The sequence below is a fragment of the Sutterella massiliensis genome (genome assembly GCF_016899755.1).
Taxonomy (GTDB): Bacteria; Pseudomonadota; Gammaproteobacteria; order Burkholderiales; family Burkholderiaceae_F; genus Sutterella; species Sutterella massiliensis.
This window is the reverse complement of sequence record NZ_JACJJC010000005.1, coordinates 62,676-86,287: the sequence shown is the minus strand read 5'-3', so window position 1 is coordinate 86,287 and position 23,612 is coordinate 62,676. Positions and strand designations below refer to the sequence as shown.

Below are 23,612 nucleotides of genomic sequence, written 5' to 3'. Positions count from 1 at the left end.
GCACTTATAAAGAGCACGACGCGCCTCAAGGACGCGAAGCCGATCAGCCGCGGATCGAGTAGAAGGCGTTGCGGCCCGGGTAGACCGCAGCGGCACCCAGCTCTTCTTCAATGCGAAGCAGCTGATTGTACTTGGCCATGCGGTCGGAGCGGCTCATCGAACCGGTCTTGATCTGGCCGGCGTTGAGACCGACGGCGATGTCGGCAATCGTGCTGTCTTCGCTTTCGCCCGAGCGGTGCGAAATGACGGCCGTGTAGCGGGCTCGCTTGGCCATTTCAATCGCTTCGAACGTTTCCGTGAGCGTTCCGATCTGGTTGACCTTGATGAGGATCGAGTTGGCCACGCCCTTTTCAATGCCTTCGCGCAGAATCGCGGGATTCGTCACGAAGAGGTCGTCGCCGACGAGCTGGACGCGGTTACCGAGCGCATCGGTGAGCTTCTTCCAGCCTTCCCAGTCGCCTTCGGCCATGCCGTCTTCGATCGAGACGATCGGATAGCGATCGCACCAGCCCTTGAGAACGTCGATCCATTCGTCGGCCGTGAGCGCCTTGCCTGTGGACTTCTTCATGACGTACTTGCCGCCGTCGAAGAATTCCGAGCTCGCGCAGTCAAGCGCAATGAGGATGTCCTTGCCCGGCTCGTAGCCCGCGTTCTGAGCGGCCTCCAGGATGAGTTCGATCGCTTCTTCATGCGAGTCGATCTTCGGCGCAAAGCCGCCTTCGTCGCCCACGGCCGTGGACATGCCGCGCTTGTTGACAAGACTCTTCAGGGCATGGAACGTTTCCGCGCCGCAGCGGAGCGCTTCGCGGAAAGAGGTCGCGCCCGCGGGAATGATCATGAATTCCTGCAGGTCGAGGTTGTTGTTGGCGTGCGCGCCGCCGTTGATGACGTTCATCATCGGCACGGGCATCGTCACGGCGTGCATGCCGCCGAAGTAGCGATAAAGGGGCAGCCCCGTTTCTTCGGCCGCAGCGCGCGCCGTCGCCATCGAAACGGCGAGGAGCGCATTGGCGCCCAAGCGGCTCTTGTTGTCGGTGCCGTCAAGCGCAATCATCGTGCGGTCGACAGCCACCTGGTCGCAGCCGTCAAGGCCCGTCACGGCCTCGGCGATTTCGCCCTTGACATTTTCAACAGCCTTCAAAACGCCCTTGCCGTTGTAGCGAGCCTTGTCGCCGTCGCGCAGCTCGATCGCTTCGCGAACCCCCGTCGAGGCGCCCGAGGGAACGATGGCGCGGCCGAAAGCGCCCGATTCGAGAACGACTTCGGCTTCGACGGTCGGATTGCCGCGGCTGTCGAGTACTTCACGGGCATGGACATCAATAATGGCGCTCATGATGATTCCTTTTTGGGAAAGTTAGACGCGGGCGGCAACGCTTTTCGGTTCGATGGCCGCTCGCCGTTTTTGGCTTCGGCGGGCGAACTCGAACCGGCGGCTGCCGGCGCCGTTGACAACGAAAAAAACGACGTCGGGCGTCCGCTTTCGGGCGCCCGACGGGAAGTTGACTGTTCTTAAGCGAAATCGCATTCGAGGAAGGGACGGACCTTCACGACGCGGTCGATTTCCTGAAGACTTTCGAGGAGTTCGCGCATGCGCGAGAGCGGCACGACGTTCGGGCCGTCACTCTTGGCCTCGCAGGGCTTCGGATGCGTTTCCATGAAGAGGCCCGCAATACCCGTCGCGGTCGCCGCACGAGCAAGCACGGGTACAAACTGGCGCTGGCCGCTCGAAGAAGTGCCGTTGCCGCCGGGGAGCTGCACCGAGTGCGTCGCATCAAACACGACGGGCGCATTCGTCTCGCGCATGATCGCAAGCGAGCGCATGTCGGAGACGAGGTTGCCGTAGCCGAACGACGCACCGCGCTCGCAGACCATGAAGCGGTCGGTCGAGAGCCCCGCGCGCTCAGCAGCCGCGCGCGCTTTTTCGACAACATTCTTCATGTCGCCGGGCGCAAGGAACTGGCCCTTCTTGATGTTGACGGGCTTGCCCGAAACGGCGCAGGCGTGAATGAAGTCCGTCTGGCGGCAGAGGAAAGCGGGCGTCTGCAGAACGTCGACCACCTCGGCGACAAAGGGTACTTCGTCGGCCGTGTGCACGTCCGTCAAAACGGGTACGCCCACGGTCTCGCGAACCTTGGCGAGAATGCGCAGCCCCTCTTCCATGCCGGGGCCGCGGAACCCCTTTTCAGAGGTGCGATTGGCCTTGTCGAAGCTCGCCTTGAAAATGTAGGGAATCCCGAGCGCATCGGTAATCGCCTTCATTTCGCCGGCAATGTCGACGGCCATCGCTTCGCCTTCGATCACGCACGGACCGGCAATGAGAAAAAACGGCCGATCAAGGCCGACTTCAAAACCACAGAGCTCCACGAGGTGCCCTCCGAATGCGGACGCGGCCCGAAAGCCTCGGGCACGCCCTGATTGAACGGGTTTCGGGCCGCCAAAACGGCGCAGCTGCGCCGCGGCGCCCGAACCGGCGCCCGAACCGGCGCCCGAGCGCTCCGGCAAACGGACCGGAGCGCTCTTGGAGCGCATTAAGCGGCCGCTTCGCGGTGCTTGAGTGCGGCTTCGATGTACGCCTTAAAGAGCGGATGGCCGAAGCGCGGGTTCGACGTGAATTCCGGATGGAACTGCACGGCAAAGAAGAATGGATGATCGGGCAGCTCCATCATCTCGGGCAGGTGTTCGCCCGGCGTCTTCGCCGAGATCACCATACCCTTTTCTTCGAACTGTGAAACGTAGGAGTTGTTCACTTCGTAGCGATGGCGGTGACGTTCGGCAACAACGTCGCCGTAGATCTTGTGGCCGAGCGTGCCCTTCGTGACGGGCACTTCCTGACGGCCGAGACGCATCGTGCCGCCGAGGTCCGAGGATTCGTCGCGCTTTTGCACGGCGCCCGAACGGTCCTTCCATTCGGTAAGCAGCGCCACGACGGGGTGCGGCGTATCCGGATCGAGCTCGGTCGAATTGGCGCCGCCGAGACCGCAGACGTGACGCGCGAATTCGATCACGGCGCACTGCATGCCGAGGCAGATGCCAAGGAACGGGATCTTGTTTTCGCGAGCGTATTCGATCGCCTTGATCATGCCTTCCGTACCGCGCTTACCGAAGCCGCCCGGCACGAGGATGGCGTCAAGACCTTCGAGCGCGCCGCAGCCCTCTTCCTCGATCTTGCTCGAATCGATGAACTTCGTGCGAACCTTGGTTTCGGTATGGATGCCGGCGTGCAGAAGCGCTTCGTTGAGCGACTTGTAGCTGTCGGCGTAGTCGACGTACTTGCCGACCATACCCACCGTAACGGTGTGCTTGGGATTGCGGATGCGCTCGACAATGTGCTCCCAGGCCGAGAGGTCGGCAGGCTTCGTTTCGAGACCGAGCTTGCGGCAGACGATCTCGTCGAGGTGCTGCGCGTGCAGCATCAGGGGCACTTCGTAGATGGTCGAAGCGTCGGCAACGCTGATAACGCAGTCCATCGGCACGTTCGAGAAGAGCGAAATCTTGGCGCGTTCACCTTCCGGAATCATGCGTTCGGCACGGCAGAGGAGAACGTCGGGGTAGACGCCTTCTTCGCGCAGCTTCTGCACGGAGTGCTGCGTGGGCTTGGTCTTGAGTTCACCGGCCGACGGGATCCACGGGCAGAGCGTGAGGTGGATGAAGCACGTGTTGTTGCGGCCGACGCGGAACGACATCTGGCGCACGGCTTCAACGAAGGGCAGCGACTCGATGTCGCCCACGGTGCCGCCGATTTCGACGACGCAGACGTCGGGCTTGCCGTCAAAAGCGGAAGCGGCGCCGCGCGCGATGAATTCCTGAATTTCGTTCGTGATGTGCGGAATCACCTGAACGGTCTTGCCCAGATACTCGCCGCGGCGCTCCTTGCGCAGCACGCTCTCGTAGATCTGGCCGGACGTGAAGTTGTTGGGCTTGTGCATCTTCGAAGAGATGAAGCGCTCATAGTGCCCGAGGTCCAAGTCCGTTTCCGCACCGTCTTCCGTCACGAACACTTCACCGTGCTGAAAAGGCGACATCGTGCCCGGATCGACGTTGATGTACGGATCGAGCTTGATCATCGTCACCTTCAGACCGCGAGATTCGAGGATGGCCGCCAAAGAAGCGGCGGCGATGCCCTTCCCAAGAGAGGAGACAACGCCGCCGGTCACAAATACGTACTTGGTCATGAAAATTCCAACCAGAGAAACACCTTTTCGCTTTTTTACGAAAGGCAGGGATAAGTTTCGAAGCGCCGATTATACGAAGATTGCCCGAGGCGTCGCCGCGATATCGAAGCGTAATTTTGCGCGAGGCGCGCTCTCGTTCGACATCATCGGCGATCCGCTTCGGGTGCAGATCTCGGTTCGGCTTATTTTAGATGAAGCGCCCGCCCGCTTGAAGAGGCGCGAGCAGAGTTGAGGAGCGCCGAAAGAGAGCGGCGCGAACCGCTCTCAAGCGCCCTGTCGGGAAATGAAGACGTTTATCGAGCGCGCGAAGCCCGCTCGGCGCAGGCGCACCCGTGCTCGCTGTCCGCCCACTCGGGCTGAATCGTCACGTGGTCGATCCCGAAGCGTTCGCGCAGCCCCGCGCGGATTTCGTTCAGAATCGTCGGCCAGCACCGCGAAGACGAAATCTTCACGTGGCACTGCAGCGCCGCATGCCCCGGACTCATCGTCCAGACGTGCAGATCGTGCACGTGCGCGACATCGGGCACCGAAGCGATGAAGTCGCCCACTGCGACGTACTCGACGCCCTCGGGGGTGCTGTCAAGCAGCACACGGATCGAGTCGCGCAGAATCGAATAGGTCGCGTGCAGTAGCATCACCCCCACGAACATCGAAAGAATCGGGTCGATGATCGAAGGGCCGCCCGCGAGAATGATGCCGCCCGCCACAATAGCCGCAACCGACCCCAAGAGGTCGCCCATGACGTGCAGGAGCGCCGCACGCGTATTCATGTTCTTCTTGTCGCGCGAGAGCGACCAGGCGACGCCGAGATTGATCACGAGACCGGTAAAGGCGATCATCATGACGCTGCCGCCCGAAACAGCGGGCGGCGTCTGAATGCGCTCGAACGCCTCGACAAAAAGCCAAATGACGACGCAAAGCATGACGAGACCGTTCACAAAGGCTGCAACCACTTCGACGCGGCCGTGCCCGAAGTTGTGCACTTCGTCGGCACCCTTGGCGGCGATGCGGTTGGCGATGAGCGCAAAAAGCAGGCTTGCCGAGTCGGTCACCATGTGGCCCGCATCGCCGATAAGCGCGAGCGAATTGGCCCAGATGCCGCCCGCGAGTTCGATGGCGGAGAACCCGAACGTGAGGAGCACCGCAAGTCCGAGAACCGAGAGTCGTGTCTGCTCGGCGGCGTGCGCGTAGACGCTGTCACCCTCTTCGTGGGCGTAGAAAGTCTTTTCGCGTGCCTCAATGTCGGCACGGCGTTCGGCCGTTTCGCGGCGTTCTTCTTGGTGTTTCGAGGTCATAGTCGACTCTTTTCGGGCTTTCCGACGACCGGTCGGTTGCTTGCGGCTTGAGGGGGCCGGACGTCAAATCGCCCGGGCTTCGACAGAGCGAAGCCCGGGCGCACGTGCTTTATTCAGCTCGGGTGATTATAAAGCGAAGATCACTGCTTGAGGAGCGGCGTGACCGTATCGAGGTCGCCGCCCGAGAGGAGGCCTTCCTTCGAGTAGATGCCGAGCTTGGCGCGCGTGTCGACGATGTCGAGATTGCGCATCGTGAGCTGGCCGATGCGGTCTTCGGCCGTGAACATGCTGTCGCCCTTTTCCATCGTGAGACGGCTCGGTTCATACGTGAGGTTCGGGCTCACCGTGTTGAGGATCGTGTAGTCGTTGCCGCGGCGCAGCTCGAGCGTCACTTCGCCCGTGATGGCGCTCGCCACCCAGCGCATCGCCGTTTCGCGCAGCATGATCGCCTGGCTGTCGAACCAGCGGCCCTGGTAGAGGTAGCGGCCGAGGCGGATACCGTTCGTGCGGTACTGCTCGATCGTGTCTTCGTTGTGAATGCCCGTGACGAGACGTTCGTAGCAGATGAAGAGCAGCGCCATGCCCGGAGCTTCGTAGATGCCGCGGCTCTTGGCTTCGATGATGCGGTTTTCGATCTGGTCGCTCATGCCGAGACCATGACGGCCGCCGATGCGGTTCGCTTCCATCATGAGAGCAACCGGGTCGGAGAAGCGTTCGCCATTGATCGCGACGGGAACGCCGTCCTGGAACGCAACCTTGACGACTTCGGGTTCGATCTTGCAGTCGCTCTTCCAGAAGGGCACGCCCATAATCGGCTCGACGATCTTCATGCTCGTGGCGAGCTCTTCGAGGTCCTTGGCTTCATGCGTGGCGCCGAGCATGTTCGAGTCGGTCGAATAAGCCTTCTCGGCGCTCATGCGGTACTCGAACCCTTCCTTCTGGAGGAAGGCGGACATTTCGGCACGGCCGCCGAGTTCCTTGATGAACGTCACGTCCAGCCAGGGCTTATAGATCTTGAGGTTGGGATTGGCCAGAAGCCCGTAGCGGTAGAAGCGCTCGATGTCGTTGCCCTTGTAGGTCGAGCCGTCGCCCCAGATATCGACGCCGTCTTCGCGCATCGCGGCTACGAGCATCGTGCCCGTCACGGCGCGGCCGATCGGCGTGGTGTTGAAGTAGAGCTGCCCGCCCGTGGAGATGTGGAAGGCGCCCGACTGAATAGCGGCGATGCCTTCGTTGACAAGCTGCGCGCGGCAGTCGATCAGACGCGCGTTTTCGGCGCCGTATTCCATGGCGCGGCGCGGAATCGCTTCGTAGTCCGTCTCGTCGGGCTGCCCGAGGTTGGCCGTATAGGCATAGGGGAGCGCACCCTTCACCTTCATCCAGTGAAGCGCGCAGCTCGTATCGAGGCCGCCCGAAAAGGCAATGCCGACCTTCTGGCCGACCGGGACGCTTTGCAGAATCGTCTGAGACATAACTTCCTACCGTTGCAAAAAATTCGAACTGTTGAGGGTCGCCGCCCGAAGGCGTTTTTCTTCCGGCGCCGGCATCCGCGACTGCGGCGCCATGGCGTTGTGTTGATTTCGACCGACCCATTATGGGCGTGCAAAACGCAAAAAAACGGGCACTTCGGAAGCTCGAAATCGGTCTTTGGAGCGCCGCAAGATGTCTAGGCAGAATGTCTTATTCCCTTTAACTTATTAGTGGTTTTTTGTCGACAAATCATCACTTTTGATGAGCGTGAACGTTCGAATCGGTCCATTTCTGTCGCGAAAAGCCCTGACTTGCAGGCTGATCGAAGGGTGGATCTTCTATTAATGGCAATTTAGTATTAATTAAACTAATTATTTGATATTTGTATGCGCAATGCGGGACGCCTAGCATGCACTCAAGCATTCCGGTTACACGGAAAAGGAGAAAAAATGCAGAGGCACTTCTTGAAAAAAGCCGCTTGGGCCGTCTCAGTCGCGAGCGCGGGCTTGGCCGGACTTGTCGCGCCGTCGTTCGCTGACGTGGCGCAAGGCGTTTTGTCGGTTCAGCAAAAGGGATCGGCGGCGACGTAACCGGCACGATTACCGTCAAAAACGGCAAGCTCGCTGAAGTCGAGGCCGACACCGGTTCGGAAACGCCGGGCTACGGCCACGACATCGGCCGAGTGATGGCCGAGCGCATTCTTGCTGCGGGCGCCTCGAAGGTCGACGGCGTCTCAGGCGCCACCGTGACAAGCGACGCCGTCCGGACGGCCGCAGAATCGGCGCTTCGAGAAGCGGGGCTGTCGAAAGCGACCGAAACCAAGGCCCGCGTTGGTCGTTGGATCGGTACGGCACACGGCGCAAAGAGCGAGCTCAGCGCGGAGATTGTTGTCGACGACGCAGGGTACATTCGCATCGAAAAGGTGGCGAGCGGCGACACACTTTATGTGAAGGACTTTACGGTGCGGGCGGCGCAATCGGCAACGCCATCACGAATGCGGGACTAGGTGCGCATAACGCCACGTCGCTCGCCTCCGGTCTGCTCGCCGGACGTGAAGCGAGAGCGTTCGCTGCGAAATAACCGAAAGCTCGACTCGATTGCCTCGGCAAAGCCTCCGCAAGGGACTTCGCCGCTGACTGAAGGCTGTCGCGACTTCCCGTAGTTGCAACGGCCTTTTGCATTTGTTTTCGAGTCCGGCCGATCACTCGACCCGCAAGCCGATGCTTGGCGCCCAATGACTGTTTGTTGTCATTCGCGAACGCAGTCGAAATAGCAGTCACACGACTAATCTCCTTCAAAGCATCGAAGCATGTCCGCGCATGCACGCGTGCTGCTTGCAAACCGTAAGAGACGAAAGCGGGCAGCGGGCTCGTCGTGCGCTCCCAAACTTCGGAGAGAGAGAAATGTCCCCGTCCTGCGCCGCCAACACGTCCGCCAGCACCAGCACCTGCCGGGCCGCCCCCGCCTGTCTTGGCATCGGCGCACGCATCGGTCTTGACTTCGGAAACACGGCAGCGCGCGACGCACTGCGTGCGCTTTTGCGTCTCGTTTCGCTCGCGGACTGTAAGACCAGCCTTAGCGAACGGCAAAAAGCGGCGCTTGCCGACTTCGTTCTCGACGACGCCGCTTTCTCGCGCGGACTCGAAGCCCTCTGCGTACATTCGCTCGAAAGCGCGATCGATCGCCTTCGCGCCTTTTCCCTTTTCGGCGAACTCGATGGCTTCCAATGGAAGACATTCCCCGAGAGCCGCGCGTTGCGGCTCTCGGCTGCCGCTCGCATCGGCGCGCTGCCCGTCGTGATTGCCATCGATCTCTTTGCCGACGCCGAAGCGCTGCGCAACGCCGCCCCCGAGTCACTCATTCTGCGGGAGACACCTTGGTTCGTCATTGCAAGCAGTCCCCTGCCCGATCGGGACACCGACGAAAAGCCTGAACCGCTTTCTCTAAGCGTCTTTGCCGGCAACGGCACGGAAAACATCATGTGCGCCCTGTCGCTTGAAGATGCGGGCAAAGTGCTGCGCCTTAAGACGACGCTCGACCAGACGACACCTCTGCGTTCGCGCGGCACAAGGCGATCAATTTACGGTGAAGCGATTTCTCAGCCCGGCGCCTGCGCGCTCCTCTCGGCCGAAGGTGCATCCAGCGCGGAGCGCGCCGATGCGCTTGCACGCGTGCTGCTGAAAGGCGCGGATATTCTCGAGCGGCGGCTTGACATCGCCCGCGCGAGTCTTGTCGAGGGCCGCAAAATCGAAACCCGCCTATTGAAGGAAAGCAGTCTCTGAGACGCCGCCTATCACACCGACCATTCAACACACACCGAACGGAGGATTTTCATCATGACGACTATTCAGCTGCCCGAACCGCAGGCGCTCACGATGACGCTCGGCGATGCGCTTGCTCGCCGCCGCACCAACCGCGAATGCACGGATGAAGCGCTTTGCGACAAGGACCTCGCGGCGCTCCTTTGGGCGTGCGCAGGCATCACGAGCGAAGACGGCCGCAGAACCGTGCCTTCGACGCTCGACCTGCGCGCCGTCACGGCCTACGTGCTGCGCGCTGACGGCGCCTGGCGCTTCGACCCGGAAAAGAATGCGCTCGAACAGACGACCGCCGAGGACGTGCGCGAACTTTCGACTAGCTACCAGTACGAGTACGTCAAGAAGGCGCCCGTGACGATCGTCTTCGTTGCAGACCGAGAACGCTCCAAGAATGCGCGCCCGACAGGCGTCTTCGTCGACGCGGGTACGATGGGTCAGGCCTGCTACCTCGCCGCAACGTCGCTCGGGCTTGCGGGATGTGTTCGTGCGTCGTTCGACCACGACGCGCTTCGCAACGGCATGAAGCTCGCTGAACACATGGAACCGATCGTGCTCTTCACTGTGGGCCGCCCCGCCTGATTCGAGTACGCCGACGCCGAATCCTAAAGGCCGAAAGCGCCGCCCGAGTTCGACTCGGACGGCGTTTTCCTTTGCGTTTCTTCGGGCGTCATGGCCGCAGCACATGCTCAGCCGCGCTGCGCCGCCGCACGCCAGTGCGCGAGGAAAGGCAGAATCTTGCGGTCGTTGGGCCGGTTGAGAAACTCAAGGAGCGCCTCCGCGGGAACGAGGCTCACCGCCTGGCTTTCCCAGCCGACGTTCTTGGGCGTGCCGCCCGTTCTGCGCGCCATGTAGTAGCGCGTAACGGTCTTCGTGCGGTCGATGTCGCAGAGCCAGCAGACGGGCTCGGCGATGAGACCGCTCTCTTCCCAGGTTTCCTTCATGGCGTTGACGACAAGCGTCAGTCCCGCATCGAGCCGTCCCTTCGGAAAAGTGGCGTCAGCGCCCGCATAGCGGTTCGAGGGGTGAACGACCCAAAAGCGACCGTCTGGCTCGGCAACGACGAGGCCGCTCGTAAAGCGCTTCTGCGTGACGGGCAGCGGCGGCTCCCTAAATTTCGCGAGGCGCATCATCGCGGCCTTCACAGCCTTGCCTTCGAATTTTTCGCTCGTGAAGGCAACATCGTTGAGCGCTGCGGGAAGCGCCCCGCCGTGCGTTGCTGAATACGTGGCGCTCGCGTCCGGATCGAGCCACGCGGCTGCGTCGCTCGGTGCACTCGGCGCTTCGATCAGAAGGGGATTGCCGTTTTCGTCAGGCTGCGGATGAAGCGTCGATGCAAGAGGTTCCATGGTGAATGCCTTTTATGAAGAAAAAGCACTTCCGTCGCATCAGGTCGGCAGCTGCCGAATGCGGCGGCGATAGGCCGCGGGCGACGAGCCGAACCAGCGATAGCAGGTGCGGGAGAAATTGCTCGGATCGGAGAAGCCGATCGTGTAGGCAATTTCGGTGATGCTGAGCTCGGTGTGCGCGAGCGCGTCGTGCGCGAGCTGCTTGCGGTGCTTCTCGAGAAGCTCTGCGAAGGTCGCCCCCTCGCCTTCGAGCCGCCGCTGCAGCGTGCGCGAAGACAAATTGAGTCGGGAGGCAACGTCTGCGATCTTAACGCTTTCGCCCGCCTTGAGAAGCACCTGTATTTCTTCTTCGACGCGAACCGTAAACGAGAACTGCCGCACGCGGTTGAGATACTGCATGACGACGTGCTCGTTGGCTTCACGCAGCATTGCATTGGCGCCCGCATAGGGCTCCATCACGTCGGCGTAGGAGAAACGAATGTAATCGGGACCGAGATCGTCGGTTTCAACGCGGCAGCCGAAGTATTCGTCCAAACGCCGGTGGTCCGCCTCGGACGTGCGCGGCAGATGAATATGCACCGCGAGCGGCGTCACCTTGTGCTGCGAAAGCGAATTGGCCTGGCGGTGGATGAAAGCGAGCATGGCCATCAGTGCCGCATGCTTGGCTTCGTAGCCGTGGAGCGTACGCAAATAAAGCGTCGAGCCCGACGCATCGTGCGCGAGGCTCATTTCCATCGTCGTCGAAATCACCTTGGCGTAGCGTGCCGTGAGGTCGAGCACCTGCGCGAGCGAGTGCGACGTCACGATCGCAAGCCCCAGGCCGTGCATCGTTGCCACCTGCATTTCCTGCCCGCAGCGAAGACCGATCAGTTCGTCACCGCTCCCCGAAATGATGGCTTCCCAGAAACGGCGCACGTTCATGGCGGGGAAGCGGGCATCGGGCACGGAAAGAAGCGAAACGTCGAGCCCCACGCGTTCCATCACGGCCTCGGGCGTAATCCCGTAGCCGCGAACCGTCTGGCAGATGGAGCGGATCCAACTAGCGAGAATGCTGTCGCCGAGCGGCAGAAACGTATCGTCCGTCCCGGTCATGGCCCCGGACGATTGGAATGCATCAACCATGGTTCTTACTCGCCAATGAAGATTTCGCGGAAAAGTGATGATATCGACCTACCGTTTTCCGCAGCTGTTTTTGCGCGCCGAAAAATTTTCACACCGATTCTCCGCAAATGAAAATACCAAATTGTTTGCAACTGCTCGTTATTCCTTGGAAATAATCGCTTTTTCAGGCCAATTATCCAAATGGCCTTTAACGCCGAAAAATAGGTTTTCCGCGCCAGACAACCTCAAAAAAACGGTCGGCAACGCGCGGGCTGCCGACCGACTCGAATAACGAGAGAAAATTGCCTTACAACCCTGTCAATCGGAGCGCTTATTCGTAAATAACGCCCTTTTCGACGACAACGCGGGTACCGGACTTGCCGGCAAGGATGTCTTCGATCTTGTCGAGCGCACCGATAACGGCGGTCTTGCCCGTCTGTTCGACGAATCGGCAGGCAGCTTCAACCTTCGGACCCATCGAGCCCTTGGCAAAGCCGAAGGCGCGCAGCGAAGCCGGATCGGCCTGACGGATCTTCTTCTGCGTGGGCTGACGCCAGTCGACATAAGCGGCGTCAACGTCGGTCGCAATGATGAACATGTCGGCGTCGAGCGACGTAGCGAGCACGGAGGAAGCCAGATCCTTGTCGATCACGGCTTCGGCCCCGACGAGGTTGCCCTTTTCGTCAAAGTAGGTCGGGATCCCGCCGCCACCGCAGCAAATCGTGATGTATCCCTTTTCGGCGAGCGTGCGAAGCGGTTCAAGACCCCAGATCTGCTTGGGTTCCGGACTCGGCACAACACGACGGTACTTGTCGTTGTCGGGCGCGATCGTCCAGCCGTGTTCCTTGGCGAGACGTTCGGCTTCTTCCTTTTCATAGACGGGGCCGACGGGCTTAGTCGGGTTCTGGAAGGCCGGGTCGTTCGGGTCGACGCGGGTCTGCGTGAGCACCGTAGCGAGCTTGGCGGACTTCGGCACGAAGTTGACGAGTTCCTGCTGGATCATGTAGCCGATCATGCCGATCGATTCGGCGCCGATCACGTCGAGCGGATACATCGGCACTTCCTTGTACGCATTGTTCTGCAGCGCAAGAAGGCCCACCTGCGGACCGTTGCCGTGCGCGATCACGAGCTGGTTTCCTTCATAGGCCTTGGCGATCTGCTGGCAGGCGATGCGAACGTTGGCGCGCTGGTTTTCGCAGAGCATCGGTTCGCCGCGCTTCAGAAGGGCGTTGCCGCCGAGAGCAATAACAAGACGCATTTTGATGATTTCCTTGAAATAATTTTAAAGGGCCGACCGTTTTTGAAGACAAGACGATCCCTTCGCCGTTTTTCGTACGCTTACGCGAGCCACAAAAAACGGACGTTGAATCTGTTTCGCTGGTACGGTTGAGGCGGCTCGCCTCAACCGCTACGAGAAAGAGCGCCGCCGGCCGCTCCAATGACCGTCAAGCGGCCGGCGCACTTCCGGAGAAGTCTTTTCCGGTTTCTTCCGACGAATTAGGCAACGCCGACGACGGAAGCGAGGAGCGCCATGCGCAGCGCCACCGAGAAGCCGATCGCACGGAAGTAGAGCTGGTGCTCGGTGTTGTCGATGCCGAAGTCGAATTCGCCAGGGTTGCGCGGCAGCGAGTGATGCACGCCGACGGTCTTGCCAGTCTTCGCCTTGATGTTCTTGAGCATTTCGAGCGAGACGTAGTAGTTGGCCATCTTCTTTTCGAAGTCGGCGCGGTTCGGATCGTCCTTCTTCACGGAGCAGCCCGGCAGATAGATAAGGTCGACGCCCTTGTCCATGTAGAGCTCTTCGTTCTGCTTCATCGTGAGGTCGAAGTGTTCTTCGAAGTTCGCACCCATGGCGACGAGCTTCTGACGAACGATTTCGGGCGTACGCAGTTCACTCGTGCCCGTGTAGACGATCTTGGCGCCGAGGCGGGCGAGCGCAAGCGCGAAGGACTGCCCGGAGCGGGCGCGCGAGAGGTCGGGCGTGGCGATCGCAACCGTGAGCTTCGAGAGGTCGCCGAAGGCGCGCCAGCAGGTGTAGGAGTCGAGCAGCCCCTGCGTCGGGTGCGTGACGTTGCCGTAGCCGCCGGAGATCACGGGCGAGCAGTGACCCTTGATTTCTTCGAGCGCGCCCAGGGCTTCCTGGTCGTTCGGGTGACGCATCACGATGACGTCGGCGTATTCGCTCGTCACGCGCAGCGAGTCGGCGAGCGACTCGTTCTTCGCGACGGAGGAATTGTGCGTCGGGTCGGCTTCAGTGATCACCGAGCCGCCGAGGCGGTGCATGGCGTTTTCGTGCGAGCATCGCGTACGGGTCGAGGGCTGGAAGAAGAGCGTGTAGAGCACCTTGCCCTTGAGGAGGTCCGTGCCGGTGCGCATGAACGGTTCGAGCATTTCCGCAGCGCGGAAGAGGCTCATGATTTCGTCCTGCGAGAAGTCGTCGAGGAACGTGATGTTCTTGCCGCGCATGTGGGTCGCGTCAAGGTATTCACGGATGTCAAGGGCTTTGAAGTTTGCGTCGAGCGCCATGATCGGCTCCTTATTGGGTCGTGGTTGATTGTTCGGTCGGCGAGCGCCCTCAGGTCTGAAGTTCGGTCTGAGACGAAGTGCGCTCGCACGACGAGTGAGATTCTTCGAAAGTCGTTCGGTCGATCAGATTTCGACGTCGCGGTTGCAGTCCTTCGAATAGATGTAGGAGAAGGGTTCGCGGCCGATGCCGTAGCCCGCCTGCACCGAGAAGGCGCCCATCCAGAGGAAGTCTTCCTTCTTGACGAGGTACCAGGTATCGTCAAGGAGATACGTGCCCTGGCCTTCGTAGATGTAGGCACCGTGTTCCTGAACATGCGTTTCGCAGATGTTGTGCGAGGCACCCGGATCGAACGAGAGGATGTGCATGTTCATGTCGAAGGCTTCTTCAACCGGGAGGAAGTCCTTGACGTGCACGTTGGCCATGCCGTCGTAGTCGCGGAAGGCAACTTCGTTGATGTTGCCGAAGACCGTCCAGGGCTTGAGGCCCTTCGGATGCGGGATGTAGCGCTGCTTGTAGAGCAGGATGCGGCCTTCGCGGCCGTTCTTCGTGCGGAAGCCGATGCCGACGCCGGCGGGCGCATAGGCATAGCCGCCCTGCGTGAGAACGCACGTTTCGTCGCCGACCGTCACTTCAAGTTCGACTTCGCCGTCGAGCACATAGATGAAGGACTCTTCAAGCGCTTCGGTCGCGTACGGATATTCCGTGTGCGCATCGGGACCGAGCGTGCCGATCAGCTGCACGAAGCCGGCGCCGATCTTGGGCGAGCACAGAATCGTCATCTTCGTGTCGACGATGCCGGGGATGGTGTTGATGACGCGCCCCTGCGGCGTGATGATCGCAAAGTCGTGCTTGACGACCGAACGGTTCGAAAGAAGGTCCTGCGGATAGCCGGGCATGTTTGTCTCCTAGTGTCTGAAACTCAACGGACGCGCCTCCTTTGCGCGCCGGCGTTGCAAAAAACTATAGGTTTCAGACGTCGCCCAATTACCGCTCAGAACGTCAAGCTATTGTCATTTCGCGCCAGTAGATATCCCGCACATCCGAGCCATCTATTGGAGAAATTTTCTTATTTTTCAAATAGTCGCAAAGTTCTTTTTCATAAAGAGGACGCACAATATCGCAAACTCGCTTGTCGCGATAGGTCAGTACATACCATTCTTCTTGTCATTTCGCGCCACCTAAAGTTTGCCTGCCTCGTCTTCGACGCACCAGAGAAAAAATTGGCAGTTTGAGCCTTTGCGTTATGTCCGGTAATACGACCTCGACAGATGCGATTTAGTGCCTAAACGATCGCTACGGCGAGTACGGCTTATGAAAAATGAAGGCCGGGCGCCAAACCTCAGAGCTTGACTGAACGTTTCTGAATGATTTCGAGAAGGCAAAAGACGACGAATGTAAAGATCGTTGGCAGCAGGCAGAGTGCGGTTGCAGCGTCGAATTCGGCACGAGAGACGGCATTGAAAATCTCGAGCGAAAGCGTGTTGGTACGATCGGAAATATTGCCGCCCAGCATCATCGTGATGCCCACTTCGCCACTCGCCCGTGTGAGTCCCAAAAGCAGGCCTGCCGCCAAATGCGGCCGCACGAGCGGCATCGTGCCCCGGCGAAAAACCGTTAAGGGCGTTGCGCCGTGCACACGCGCGGCGAATTCGATCGCCTGAAGCGTTGCACGCTTTTTAACGGCAGTCCGGCGACAAAGGCGGCGAAATAGACGGCCGCGGTCGTGAAGACAAGCGCAATACCGACGTCGCTCAAGACGATTCCGAGCAGAGCCTGGACTGAAGCGCCCTACCTTCAGGGACTTTCATTGAAGTCACCAGGCGAAATGTCATCTCGCTTGCCGGAAGCACCCATTGCTTTCTCCATTTAGAAATAGGCACTTTTCCCTACCTGTTCGGTTTTATTGAACTGAGGCAATAGTCTTACTGTTTTTGATCGCCGACGAGCGCCCCGATCGATAGACTTTTCTTCGCAAATGCAGGTGCGGCGCGCGAAAAGAACTATCGCTCGCGCGCCTCACGAAGCAGGACCAGTGCTTTCCGGTCGGATGGGTTCGACCGGAATCGACCAACACTAGAAAAAGCATTTCACCCAAAGGAGATGTTCGTCATGAAGATCAAACACACCCTTGTCGCCCTTGGTATCGCCGCCCTTTCGAGCGCCGCCATGGCCGCCTCGCTGCCGAATATCGCCGTGCTCGCCACGGGCGGCACGATCGCCGGTGCCGGCGCTTCCTCGACCGGCTCGGCCTACCAGGCTGGCAAGGTCTCGGTGAACCACCTCGTCGACGCGGTTCCCGAACTCGCCAAGATCGCGAACGTCACGCCCGTCCAGGTCACGAACATCGGTTCGCAGGACATGTCCGACGAAGTCTGGCTCAAGCTCGCCAAGACGATCTCGGCCGACTGCGGCAAGTATGACGGCTTCGTGATCACGCACGGTACCGACACGATGGAAGAAACCGCCTACTTCCTGCAGCTCACGAACCGCTGCAAGAAGCCGGTCGTTCTCGTCGGCGCCATGCTGCCCTCGACGGGCCTCTCGGCTGACGGTCCCCGCAACCTCTTTAACGCCGTTCTGACGGCCGCCACGCCCGAAACCGCCAAGCAGGGCGTCGTGGTTGCCATGGACAACGTTGTTGTCGGCGCCCGCGAAGTGATCAAGACCAATACGGTTCAGCCCGAAACGTTCCAGGCCGGCAACTTCGGCAAGGTCGGCACGATCTTCAACAACCATGTTGAATACGAAGCCGTCGGTCTGCGCGCTCAGAAGGAAGCTCCGTTCGACGTGACGAAGCTCGAATCGCTTCCGAAGGTCGGTATCGTCTACAACCACGCCGGCGTTGAAGGCTACCAGGCCGAAGCGCTTGTGAAGGCCGGCTACAAGGGCATCGTCTCCGCCGGTGTCGGCAACGGCAACATCCACAAGGCGATCTGGCCGATCCTCGAAAAGGCTGCCAAGGACGGCACGGTTGTGGTTCGTTCTTCGCGCGTCCCGACGGGCGCCACGACGAAGGAAGCCGAAGTCGACGACCAGAAGATGCACTGGGTTGCCTCGGGTTCGCTCAACCCGCAGAAGGCCCGCGTGCTTCTGCAGCTCGCTCTGACGAAGACGAGCGACTGGAAGGAAGTCCAGAAGTACTTCGACCAGTACTAATCGGCTGACGATCTGAAGTGCCGCAAGGAATTCTCTCGGGCGGCACTTCGACAATGCTGATCCGCATTCAAGCCCGGTCTCAAGCCGGGCTCGAGTCGTTTGGCGGGCCGAAAAACAAAAAAGCCTTCCATTATCCGACGAGGACAGGAAGGCTTTTCTTTGCAGCGGCTTATCGCGCGCTGGCCGGGCCACCGGGACTCGAACCCAGATCGGTCCCTTAGGAGGGGACAGTTCTATCCAGTTGAACTATGGCCCGGAGACGTTCGCTGCCGCTCGGCAAAGAGCCGCCGCGAAGGTCCGGCATCGACGGACGGCACCAGGCCCCCCGTCAGGAAGAATGGCAAGTCTAGCACGGACGACTTCATAACGGCGCCTGCGGATCTGCGCCGCTATGAAAGACGGCTTTGCGCTCGCTGCGCCTCAAAGCTTTCGAATCTTTGGGCGGGCGAATTTCAGCATCAGCTCGGCTTCGCGGCTCGCGAACTTCACGCGAATGCGCGCCATATCGCCGATACCCGTCACCGAAAGAACGCGCCCGGGACCGAGCGTTTCGTGCTCGATGCGGTCGCCAGGCGCAAAACCCGAAGCGGAGGCGCCGAGATTGCTGCGCTCCAAAGGCGAGATGCTTTCAAGCGGCCCGCGTCCCTTTTCGAGCGCAGCGCGCCCGGAAAAGCCCGAGCTCCCGAAACGGGACCCGTAGCCGCTGCCGCTCGTTCCGGAGCGCGCGGCCCCGCCAAAGGGCGAGCGGGCCACGTGCGCCGCAAAGGCCGCACGTGTCTCCGGCGAGAGCGAAGAGCCCGATGCACGCGACCCGTAACCCGAAGCACCTCGGGCGCCGTAGCCGCCCGTGCTGCCCCGACCGCTCTTGCTGTAGCCGCCGTAACCGCCGCGCCCCGACGAGCCGCTCTTGCGACCGTAATCGTCGAAATACGCGTCGAATCCGTCGTCGTCATCGTCGCGGCGCGACCTCGCGAGCTCGCGAATGTCGAGAAGCTCCTGCGGAATTTCGTTGACGAAGCTCGAAACGGGGTTGCTGAAGTTGTTGCCGTAAAGGAGTCGCTCGCGACAGTGCGAAATCACGAGGCGTTTTTTCGCACGCGTGATCGCCACATACATGAGACGGCGCTCTTCTTCAAGGCCGCCTCGGCCGCCCTTCTTCTCCGTTTCCTTGAGCGCCGAAAAATGCGGAAAGATCCCTTCTTCGGCCCCGATGATGTAGACGTACTTGAATTCGAGCCCCTTTGCGGCGTGCACCGTCATGAGCTGCACCGCATCGGTCGAGGCGTCTTCATTTTTGTCGCCCGCTTCGAGCGTCGCCTGCGTGAGAAACCCTTCGAGCGGCGAAGGCGAATCGTCGCTCACGGGCTCAAACGCGCAGTGCTCGGGACGGATCCCTTCGTTTTCGAGGTAGCCCTTGGCGGCACTCAGAATTTCGTCCATGTTGGCCACACGGTCTTCGCCGTCCTTTTCCTTCATGTACGCGTCGCGCAGCCCCGAAGCCGTGATCGTGTAACGGATCGCCTTGTCGAGCGACATCGTCTGCGCATCGGTGCGCATCTTAAGAATGAGCGAATGGAAGGCTGCGAGCTTCGGCGGCACCTTCACCGTATCGTCCGAGAGCGCAGCCCAGAGACTCACGCCGCGCGCACGCGCTTCGAGCGTGAGCGACTCGATTGTTTTGGCGCCGATGCCGCGCGTCGGAAAGTTGACGATGCGCAGGAAGCTCGTGTCGTCCCAGGGGTTCGTAAGGAGCCGCAGATACGCGAGAACATGCTTCACTTCCGCACGCTCGAAGAATCGCAGCCCGCCGTAGACGCGGTAGGGAATGCCTGCGGAAGCGAGCGCGCTTTCCATGGCGCGCGACTGCGAGTTCATGCGGTAGAGCACAGCGAAGTCGCGATAGACAGTCCCGCGGCCGCGTTCGTGCTCGATGTCGTCGACCACCCAGCGCGCTTCGGCACGGTCATCGGGGAGTTCTTCAACGATGATCTTTTCGCCGCGCGCACCCGAAGTCCAGAGATTCTTGCCCAAGCGCCCGGAATTCTTCGCGATGAGGCCGTTGGCGGCATCGAGAATGGTCCCCGTCGAGCGATAGTTTTCTTCGAGGCGAATCGGCTCGGCAACGCGAAAGTCCTTGAGGAAGTCCTCCATGTTGCCGACGTTGGCACCGCGGAAGGCGTAAATCGACTGGTCGTCGTCGCCCACGGCAAAAACCGCATTGAGCGAGCACCCGTCCGGGCCGAGTCCGGCGCCCGCAAGGAGCTTAAGCCAGCGGTACTGCAGGATGTTCGTGTCCTGGAACTCGTCGACGAGAATGTGGCGGAAGCGGTGCTGATAGTGCGTGCGAACGAGTTCGTTGCGCTCGAGGAGTTCATAGCAGCGCAAAAGCAGCTCGGCGAAGTCCACGACGCCTTCGCGCTGGCATTGCCGCTCGTACTCGACGTAAAGCGACTTCGTCGTCTCGTCGCAGTCGCTGCCCGTCACCTGGCTCGAGCGCAGTCCGTGCTCCTTGCTCCAATTGATGAAGTTCTGCACGTACTTCGCATCGGTCTTCTCCGGATCGACGTTGGCGGCCTTCATCACGCGCTTGATGAGCGAGAGCTGATCGCCGCTGTCGAGAATCTGGAAGGTTTTCGGCAGCGCCGCAAATTCCGCGTGCCGGCGCAGAATCCGGTTGCAGAGCCCGTGGAACGTCCCCACCCACATGCGGCGCAGGTCGTAGGGAAGCATCGTTTCAAGACGCGTCACCATTTCCTTGGCCGCCTTGTTCGTAAAGGTCACGGCAAGAATCTCGTCGGTGCGCGCGAGATGTTCGTTCAGAAGGTACGCAATACGCGAAGTGAGCACGCGCGTTTTGCCCGACCCCGCGCCCGCAAGAATGAGGACGCTGTCTTCCGGGGCGGTGACCGCCTGAAGCTGACGGGGATTGAGGCTCGAGAGCAAATCTTGTTGCATGGCGTGGAAAGGCTTTGCAGGACGGGTTTTCCCTCCTGGGAGTGCGGCGCTGCGGCAGAAAGCTCCCCGGAGGTGAATTCGAGGCTCGAAAAGTTAGCATATTTCGGCATCCGAGCGCCCATTGGTTCGTTTCCGTGCGGCGCGCGTCGGCCGCGAGAAAACGAGATACGCGCTCGGCACAAACGCTTAGACGAAGCGTCGCGCCGTCATGATCGGCGTGGCGGCGCTTGCGAAGTGCACAGCACGCGCACGCGGGTCCCAAAGACAAATGGCTATACTTTTCGACTGACTATTTTTTTCCGTTCAACTCTCAATTATCGGATTTAAGCGTTATGCGCGAGACTTACTCCCCGCAGGCGGTCGAGAGCGAAGTTCAGGGCATGTGGAAGGCCCGCGACGTCTATCGTGCCGTCGAAAATGCGCTCGACGAGAAGGGCAATCCCAAGCCCAAGTTCTACGTCTGCTCGATGCTTCCCTACCCGAGCGGCAAGCTGCACATGGGTCATGTGCGCAACTACACGCTCAACGACGTGATGTACCGCTACTTCCGCATGAAGGGCTACAACGTCATGACCCCGATGGGCTGGGACGCGTTCGGTCTGCCGGCTGAAAACGCTGCCATCGCCAAGAAGGTGGCTCCTGCGCAGTGGACCTACAACAACATCGCCGACATGAAGTCGCAGATGGAGCCCCTGGGGCTCGCCTTCGACTGGTCGCGCGAAGTCGCCACGTGCCGCCCCGAGTACTATCGCTGGAACCAGTGGATGTTCCTCAAGATGCTCGAAAAGGGCATTGCGTACCGCAAGACGCAGATCGTCAACTGGGACCCGGTCGACAAGACCGTTCTCGCCAACGAACAGGTGATCGACGGGCGCGGCTGGCGCTCGGGCGCCGTTGTCGAAAAGCGTGAAATCCCGGGTTACTACCTCGGCATCACGCAGTACGCGCAGGAACTTTTGGACGACCTCAAGCAGCTTGACGGGTGGCCCGAACAGGTCCGCCGCATGCAGGAACACTGGATCGGCCGCTCCGAAGGCCTCACGATCACGTTCCCGTACGAACTCGACGGCGAAGCCAAGACGCTGCGCGTCTACACGACGCGCCCGGACACCCTGATGGGCGTCACCTTCATGTCGATTGCGGCCGAGCATCCGCTCGCCACGCGCCTGAGCGAAAATAATCCGCAGCTGCAGGCCTTCATCAAGGAATGCGCCAAGGGTTCGGTCTCCGAAGCCGACATGGCGACGATGGAAAAGAAGGGCGTCCCCACGGGCTTCTCGGTGAAGCACCCGCTCACGGGCGCCGACATCCCCGTCTGGGTCGGCAACTACGTGCTCATGAGCTACGGCGAAGGCGCCGTCATGGGCGTACCCGCGCACGACGAACGCGACTTTGCGTTTGCCAAGAAATACGGTCTGCCCATCAAGCAGGTGGTTTCCGTCGAAGGCCAGACCTACTCGACCGAGGCCTGGGAAGAGTGGTACGGCGAAAAGTCCGACGAAACGAAGCTCGTCAACTCGGGCGCCTATGACGGTCTCGGCTTCCACGCCGCCTTTGAAGCGATCCTCAAGGACCTCGCCGAAAAGGGCTTGGGCGAAAAGCGCGTGCAGTTCCGTCTGCGCGACTGGGGCATTTCCCGCCAGCGCTACTGGGGTACGCCGATTCCGATCATCAAGTGCCCGCACTGCGGCCCGGTCCCCGTTCCCTACGAAGACCTCCCGGTTGTTCTGCCCGAAGACCTCGTGCCGGACGGCAGCGGCAACCCGCTCGACAAGTGCGACGCCTTCAAGAAGGTGAAGTGCCCGAAGTGCGGCTGCGACGCCGAGCGCGAAACCGACACGATGGACACGTTCGTCGACTCCTCGTGGTACTTCCAGCGCTACTGCTCGCCCGACTGCAACGAAGCCATGGTCGACAAGCGCGCCGACTACTGGATGCCGATGGATCAGTACATCGGCGGCATCGAGCACGCCGTGCTGCACCTGCTCTACGCCCGCTTCTGGACGAAGGTGATGCGCGACCTCGGGCTCGTCAAGTATGACGAACCCTTCAAGCGCCTCTTCACGCAGGGCATGCTCATGGCCGAATGCTTCTACCGCGATCTGCCCGACGGCCACCGCCGCTGGTACTACCCGGATGAAGTCGAAATGCAGTTCGACGACAAAGGCCGTCCCTCGGGCGCGATTTCGAAGGAAGACGGCGAGCCTGTGGTGCTCGGCGGCATCGAAAAGATGTCGAAGTCCAAGTGCAACGTTGTCGAGCCGCGCGACATCATTCAGAAGTACGGTGCCGACACGGCCCGCAGCTTCGTGATGTTCGCCGGTCCCCCCGATCAGTCGGCCGCCTGGTCCAATTCGGGTGCCGAAGGCACGTTCCGCTTCCTGCGCCGCATCTGGAACTGGGTCTATGCCAAGCACGAAGCGCTGCTCGCCGCGCCGATGACGTTTGATGCCGCCGCGCTCAGCCACGACGCCAAGCATCTGCGCCGCGAAGTGCATACGGCGCTGCGCCAGGCCGAATTCGACTTCGAGCGCATGCAGTACAACACGGTCGTGTCGGCCTGCATGAAGATGTTCAACGTGATCGAAGCCTTTAAGGAAGAAGGCGCCGCCGCGGACGCCGTCCGCAAGGAATGCGCTTCGATTCTGCTACGTACGCTCTACCCGATCGCGCCGCACATCACGACCGCCCTCTGGGGCGAAGTGGGCTTTGTCGAAGCGATCGGCGAGCTCATCGATGCGCCCTGGCCGAAGTGGTCCGAAGAAGCGATCGCCGCCGACGAATTGAAGCTCGTCGTGCAGGTGAACGGCAAGCTGCGCGGCGAAATCCGCGTGCCGACCGACGCCGACCAGGCGACGATTGAGGCCGCTGCGCTCGCCAATCCCGACGTGCAGCGCTTTGTGGGTGAACTCACCGTTCGCAAGGTAATCGTCGTCAAGAACCGCCTCGTGAACGTCGTCGCGAAGTAATCGCAAAGCGATCGAGCCGCGGGCAGCTGCCCGCGCTCCCTCGGGCCGCAAAGCTCGAAAGCCCGGCTGCAACCGCGCAGCCGGGCTTTATTTTCGTGTGCTCTCTCGGTTCGCTTTTGGTGACGGTAGCTTCCTTTTTTCAGCAACCGTCTCTATGGCCGGTCATCGTTTTGTACGGTGCGACGCACTTTATAATGAGCGGACCCGAGCGCCCTGAAGAGCGACGATAACGCCCCCAAAGCGACCGATCCGCCTTCGCGCCCGACCCGCTCCGCACGCAGACCGCAATCGCCGCGTGCGAAC

19 protein-coding genes and 1 tRNA gene are annotated in these 23,612 nt (G+C 60.8%); 7 read left to right on the top strand and 13 right to left on the bottom strand.

Annotated features, from left to right (window positions below; all coding sequences use genetic code 11):
• Nucleotides 1-43: 43 nt before the first annotated feature.
• The 3 genes from eno to pyrG form a co-directional block, all read right to left on the bottom strand.
• The gene (gene eno, locus H6A60_RS04635; protein ID WP_205102245.1) at nucleotides 44-1,333 is read right to left on the bottom strand and encodes a phosphopyruvate hydratase; all 1,290 of its coding nucleotides are present in this window, start codon (nucleotides 1,331-1,333) and stop codon (nucleotides 44-46) included.
• A 176-nt stretch (nucleotides 1,334-1,509) separates the two neighbouring features.
• Nucleotides 1,510-2,364 carry a 3-deoxy-8-phosphooctulonate synthase gene (gene kdsA / locus H6A60_RS04630; protein WP_205102289.1) on the bottom strand — a complete coding sequence of 285 codons (855 nt, stop codon included), beginning with the start codon at nucleotides 2,362-2,364 and terminating at the stop codon, nucleotides 1,510-1,512.
• A 164-nt stretch (nucleotides 2,365-2,528) separates the two neighbouring features.
• Nucleotides 2,529-4,172, bottom strand: coding sequence for a CTP synthase (pyrG, locus tag H6A60_RS04625; protein WP_205102244.1), 1,644 nt, complete (start codon nucleotides 4,170-4,172; stop codon nucleotides 2,529-2,531).
• Here pyrG and H6A60_RS04620 point away from each other — a divergent pair.
• Nucleotides 4,171-4,404 carry a hypothetical protein gene (locus tag H6A60_RS04620; RefSeq protein WP_205102243.1) on the top strand — a complete coding sequence of 78 codons (234 nt, stop codon included), beginning with the start codon at nucleotides 4,171-4,173 and terminating at the stop codon, nucleotides 4,402-4,404. The genes pyrG and H6A60_RS04620 overlap by 2 nt on opposite strands.
• Before the next feature lie 61 nt (nucleotides 4,405-4,465).
• Here H6A60_RS04620 and H6A60_RS04615 read toward each other — a convergent pair whose 3' ends face one another.
• Both H6A60_RS04615 and argG read right to left on the bottom strand, forming a co-directional pair.
• The gene (locus tag H6A60_RS04615; RefSeq protein ID WP_205102242.1) at nucleotides 4,466-5,467 is read right to left on the bottom strand and encodes a cation diffusion facilitator family transporter; all 1,002 of its coding nucleotides are present in this window, start codon (nucleotides 5,465-5,467) and stop codon (nucleotides 4,466-4,468) included.
• Between the two features lie 140 nt (nucleotides 5,468-5,607).
• Nucleotides 5,608-6,939 carry an argininosuccinate synthase gene (argG, locus tag H6A60_RS04610; RefSeq protein WP_205102241.1) on the bottom strand — a complete coding sequence of 444 codons (1,332 nt, stop codon included), beginning with the start codon at nucleotides 6,937-6,939 and terminating at the stop codon, nucleotides 5,608-5,610.
• A gap of 572 nt (nucleotides 6,940-7,511) precedes the next feature.
• Here argG and H6A60_RS04605 point away from each other — a divergent pair.
• The 3 genes from H6A60_RS04605 to H6A60_RS04595 all read left to right on the top strand — a co-directional run bounded on the left by H6A60_RS04605 (nucleotide 7,512) and on the right by H6A60_RS04595 (nucleotide 9,834).
• The gene (locus tag H6A60_RS04605) at nucleotides 7,512-7,943 is read left to right on the top strand and encodes an FMN-binding protein (protein ID WP_205102288.1); all 432 of its coding nucleotides are present in this window, start codon (nucleotides 7,512-7,514) and stop codon (nucleotides 7,941-7,943) included.
• A 397-nt stretch (nucleotides 7,944-8,340) separates the two neighbouring features.
• A complete protein-coding gene (locus H6A60_RS04600) occupies nucleotides 8,341-9,219 on the top strand; it encodes a hypothetical protein (protein ID WP_205102240.1) in 879 nt (292 codons plus the stop codon).
• Nucleotides 9,220-9,273: 54 nt separating this feature from the next.
• A complete protein-coding gene (locus tag H6A60_RS04595) occupies nucleotides 9,274-9,834 on the top strand; it encodes a nitroreductase family protein (RefSeq protein WP_205102239.1) in 561 nt (186 codons plus the stop codon).
• Between the two features lie 107 nt (nucleotides 9,835-9,941).
• Here H6A60_RS04595 and H6A60_RS04590 read toward each other — a convergent pair whose 3' ends face one another.
• Nucleotides 9,942-10,601, bottom strand: coding sequence for an NUDIX hydrolase (locus H6A60_RS04590; RefSeq protein WP_205102238.1), 660 nt, complete (start codon nucleotides 10,599-10,601; stop codon nucleotides 9,942-9,944).
• A gap of 39 nt (nucleotides 10,602-10,640) precedes the next feature.
• Nucleotides 10,641-11,723, bottom strand: coding sequence for an AraC family transcriptional regulator (locus H6A60_RS04585; RefSeq protein WP_239477583.1), 1,083 nt, complete (start codon nucleotides 11,721-11,723; stop codon nucleotides 10,641-10,643).
• A 37-nt stretch (nucleotides 11,724-11,760) separates the two neighbouring features.
• Here H6A60_RS04585 and H6A60_RS04580 point away from each other — a divergent pair, with 37 nt between their 5' ends.
• Nucleotides 11,761-11,994, top strand: coding sequence for a hypothetical protein (locus H6A60_RS04580; protein WP_205102237.1), 234 nt, complete (start codon nucleotides 11,761-11,763; stop codon nucleotides 11,992-11,994).
• 39 nt (nucleotides 11,995-12,033) lie between these two features.
• On the opposite strand, the gene arcC is transcribed toward H6A60_RS04580, so the two are convergent.
• The 4 genes from arcC to H6A60_RS13730 all read right to left on the bottom strand — a co-directional run bounded on the left by arcC (nucleotide 12,034) and on the right by H6A60_RS13730 (nucleotide 15,814).
• Nucleotides 12,034-12,960, bottom strand: a complete 927-nt coding sequence (arcC, locus tag H6A60_RS04575; RefSeq protein WP_205102236.1) for a carbamate kinase — start codon at nucleotides 12,958-12,960, stop codon at nucleotides 12,034-12,036.
• Between the two features lie 239 nt (nucleotides 12,961-13,199).
• The gene (locus H6A60_RS04570; RefSeq protein ID WP_205102235.1) at nucleotides 13,200-14,228 is read right to left on the bottom strand and encodes an aspartate/ornithine carbamoyltransferase family protein; all 1,029 of its coding nucleotides are present in this window, start codon (nucleotides 14,226-14,228) and stop codon (nucleotides 13,200-13,202) included.
• A 123-nt stretch (nucleotides 14,229-14,351) separates the two neighbouring features.
• Nucleotides 14,352-15,125, bottom strand: a complete 774-nt coding sequence (gene allE, locus H6A60_RS04565) for a (S)-ureidoglycine aminohydrolase (protein ID WP_205102234.1) — start codon at nucleotides 15,123-15,125, stop codon at nucleotides 14,352-14,354.
• Nucleotides 15,126-15,568: 443 nt separating this feature from the next.
• Nucleotides 15,569-15,814 carry an ABC transporter permease gene (locus H6A60_RS13730; protein ID WP_338054836.1) on the bottom strand — a complete coding sequence of 82 codons (246 nt, stop codon included), beginning with the start codon at nucleotides 15,812-15,814 and terminating at the stop codon, nucleotides 15,569-15,571.
• Between the two features lie 524 nt (nucleotides 15,815-16,338).
• Between H6A60_RS13730 and ansB the strand changes: the two genes are divergently transcribed.
• A complete protein-coding gene (ansB, locus tag H6A60_RS04555) occupies nucleotides 16,339-17,385 on the top strand; it encodes an L-asparaginase 2 (RefSeq protein WP_205102233.1) in 1,047 nt (348 codons plus the stop codon).
• Between the two features lie 180 nt (nucleotides 17,386-17,565).
• Here the strand turns inward: ansB and H6A60_RS04550 are convergent.
• Together H6A60_RS04550 and H6A60_RS04545 are read right to left on the bottom strand one after the other, a co-directional pair.
• A tRNA-Arg gene (locus H6A60_RS04550) sits at nucleotides 17,566-17,641 on the bottom strand.
• Between the two features lie 164 nt (nucleotides 17,642-17,805).
• Complete coding sequence (locus H6A60_RS04545; RefSeq protein WP_205102232.1) at nucleotides 17,806-20,340, bottom strand: ATP-dependent helicase; 2,535 nt, start codon at nucleotides 20,338-20,340, stop codon at nucleotides 17,806-17,808.
• A gap of 332 nt (nucleotides 20,341-20,672) precedes the next feature.
• Between H6A60_RS04545 and leuS the strand changes: the two genes are divergently transcribed.
• Nucleotides 20,673-23,309, top strand: coding sequence for a leucine--tRNA ligase (leuS, locus tag H6A60_RS04540; RefSeq protein WP_205102231.1), 2,637 nt, complete (start codon nucleotides 20,673-20,675; stop codon nucleotides 23,307-23,309).
• Nucleotides 23,310-23,612: the final 303 nt, after the last annotated feature.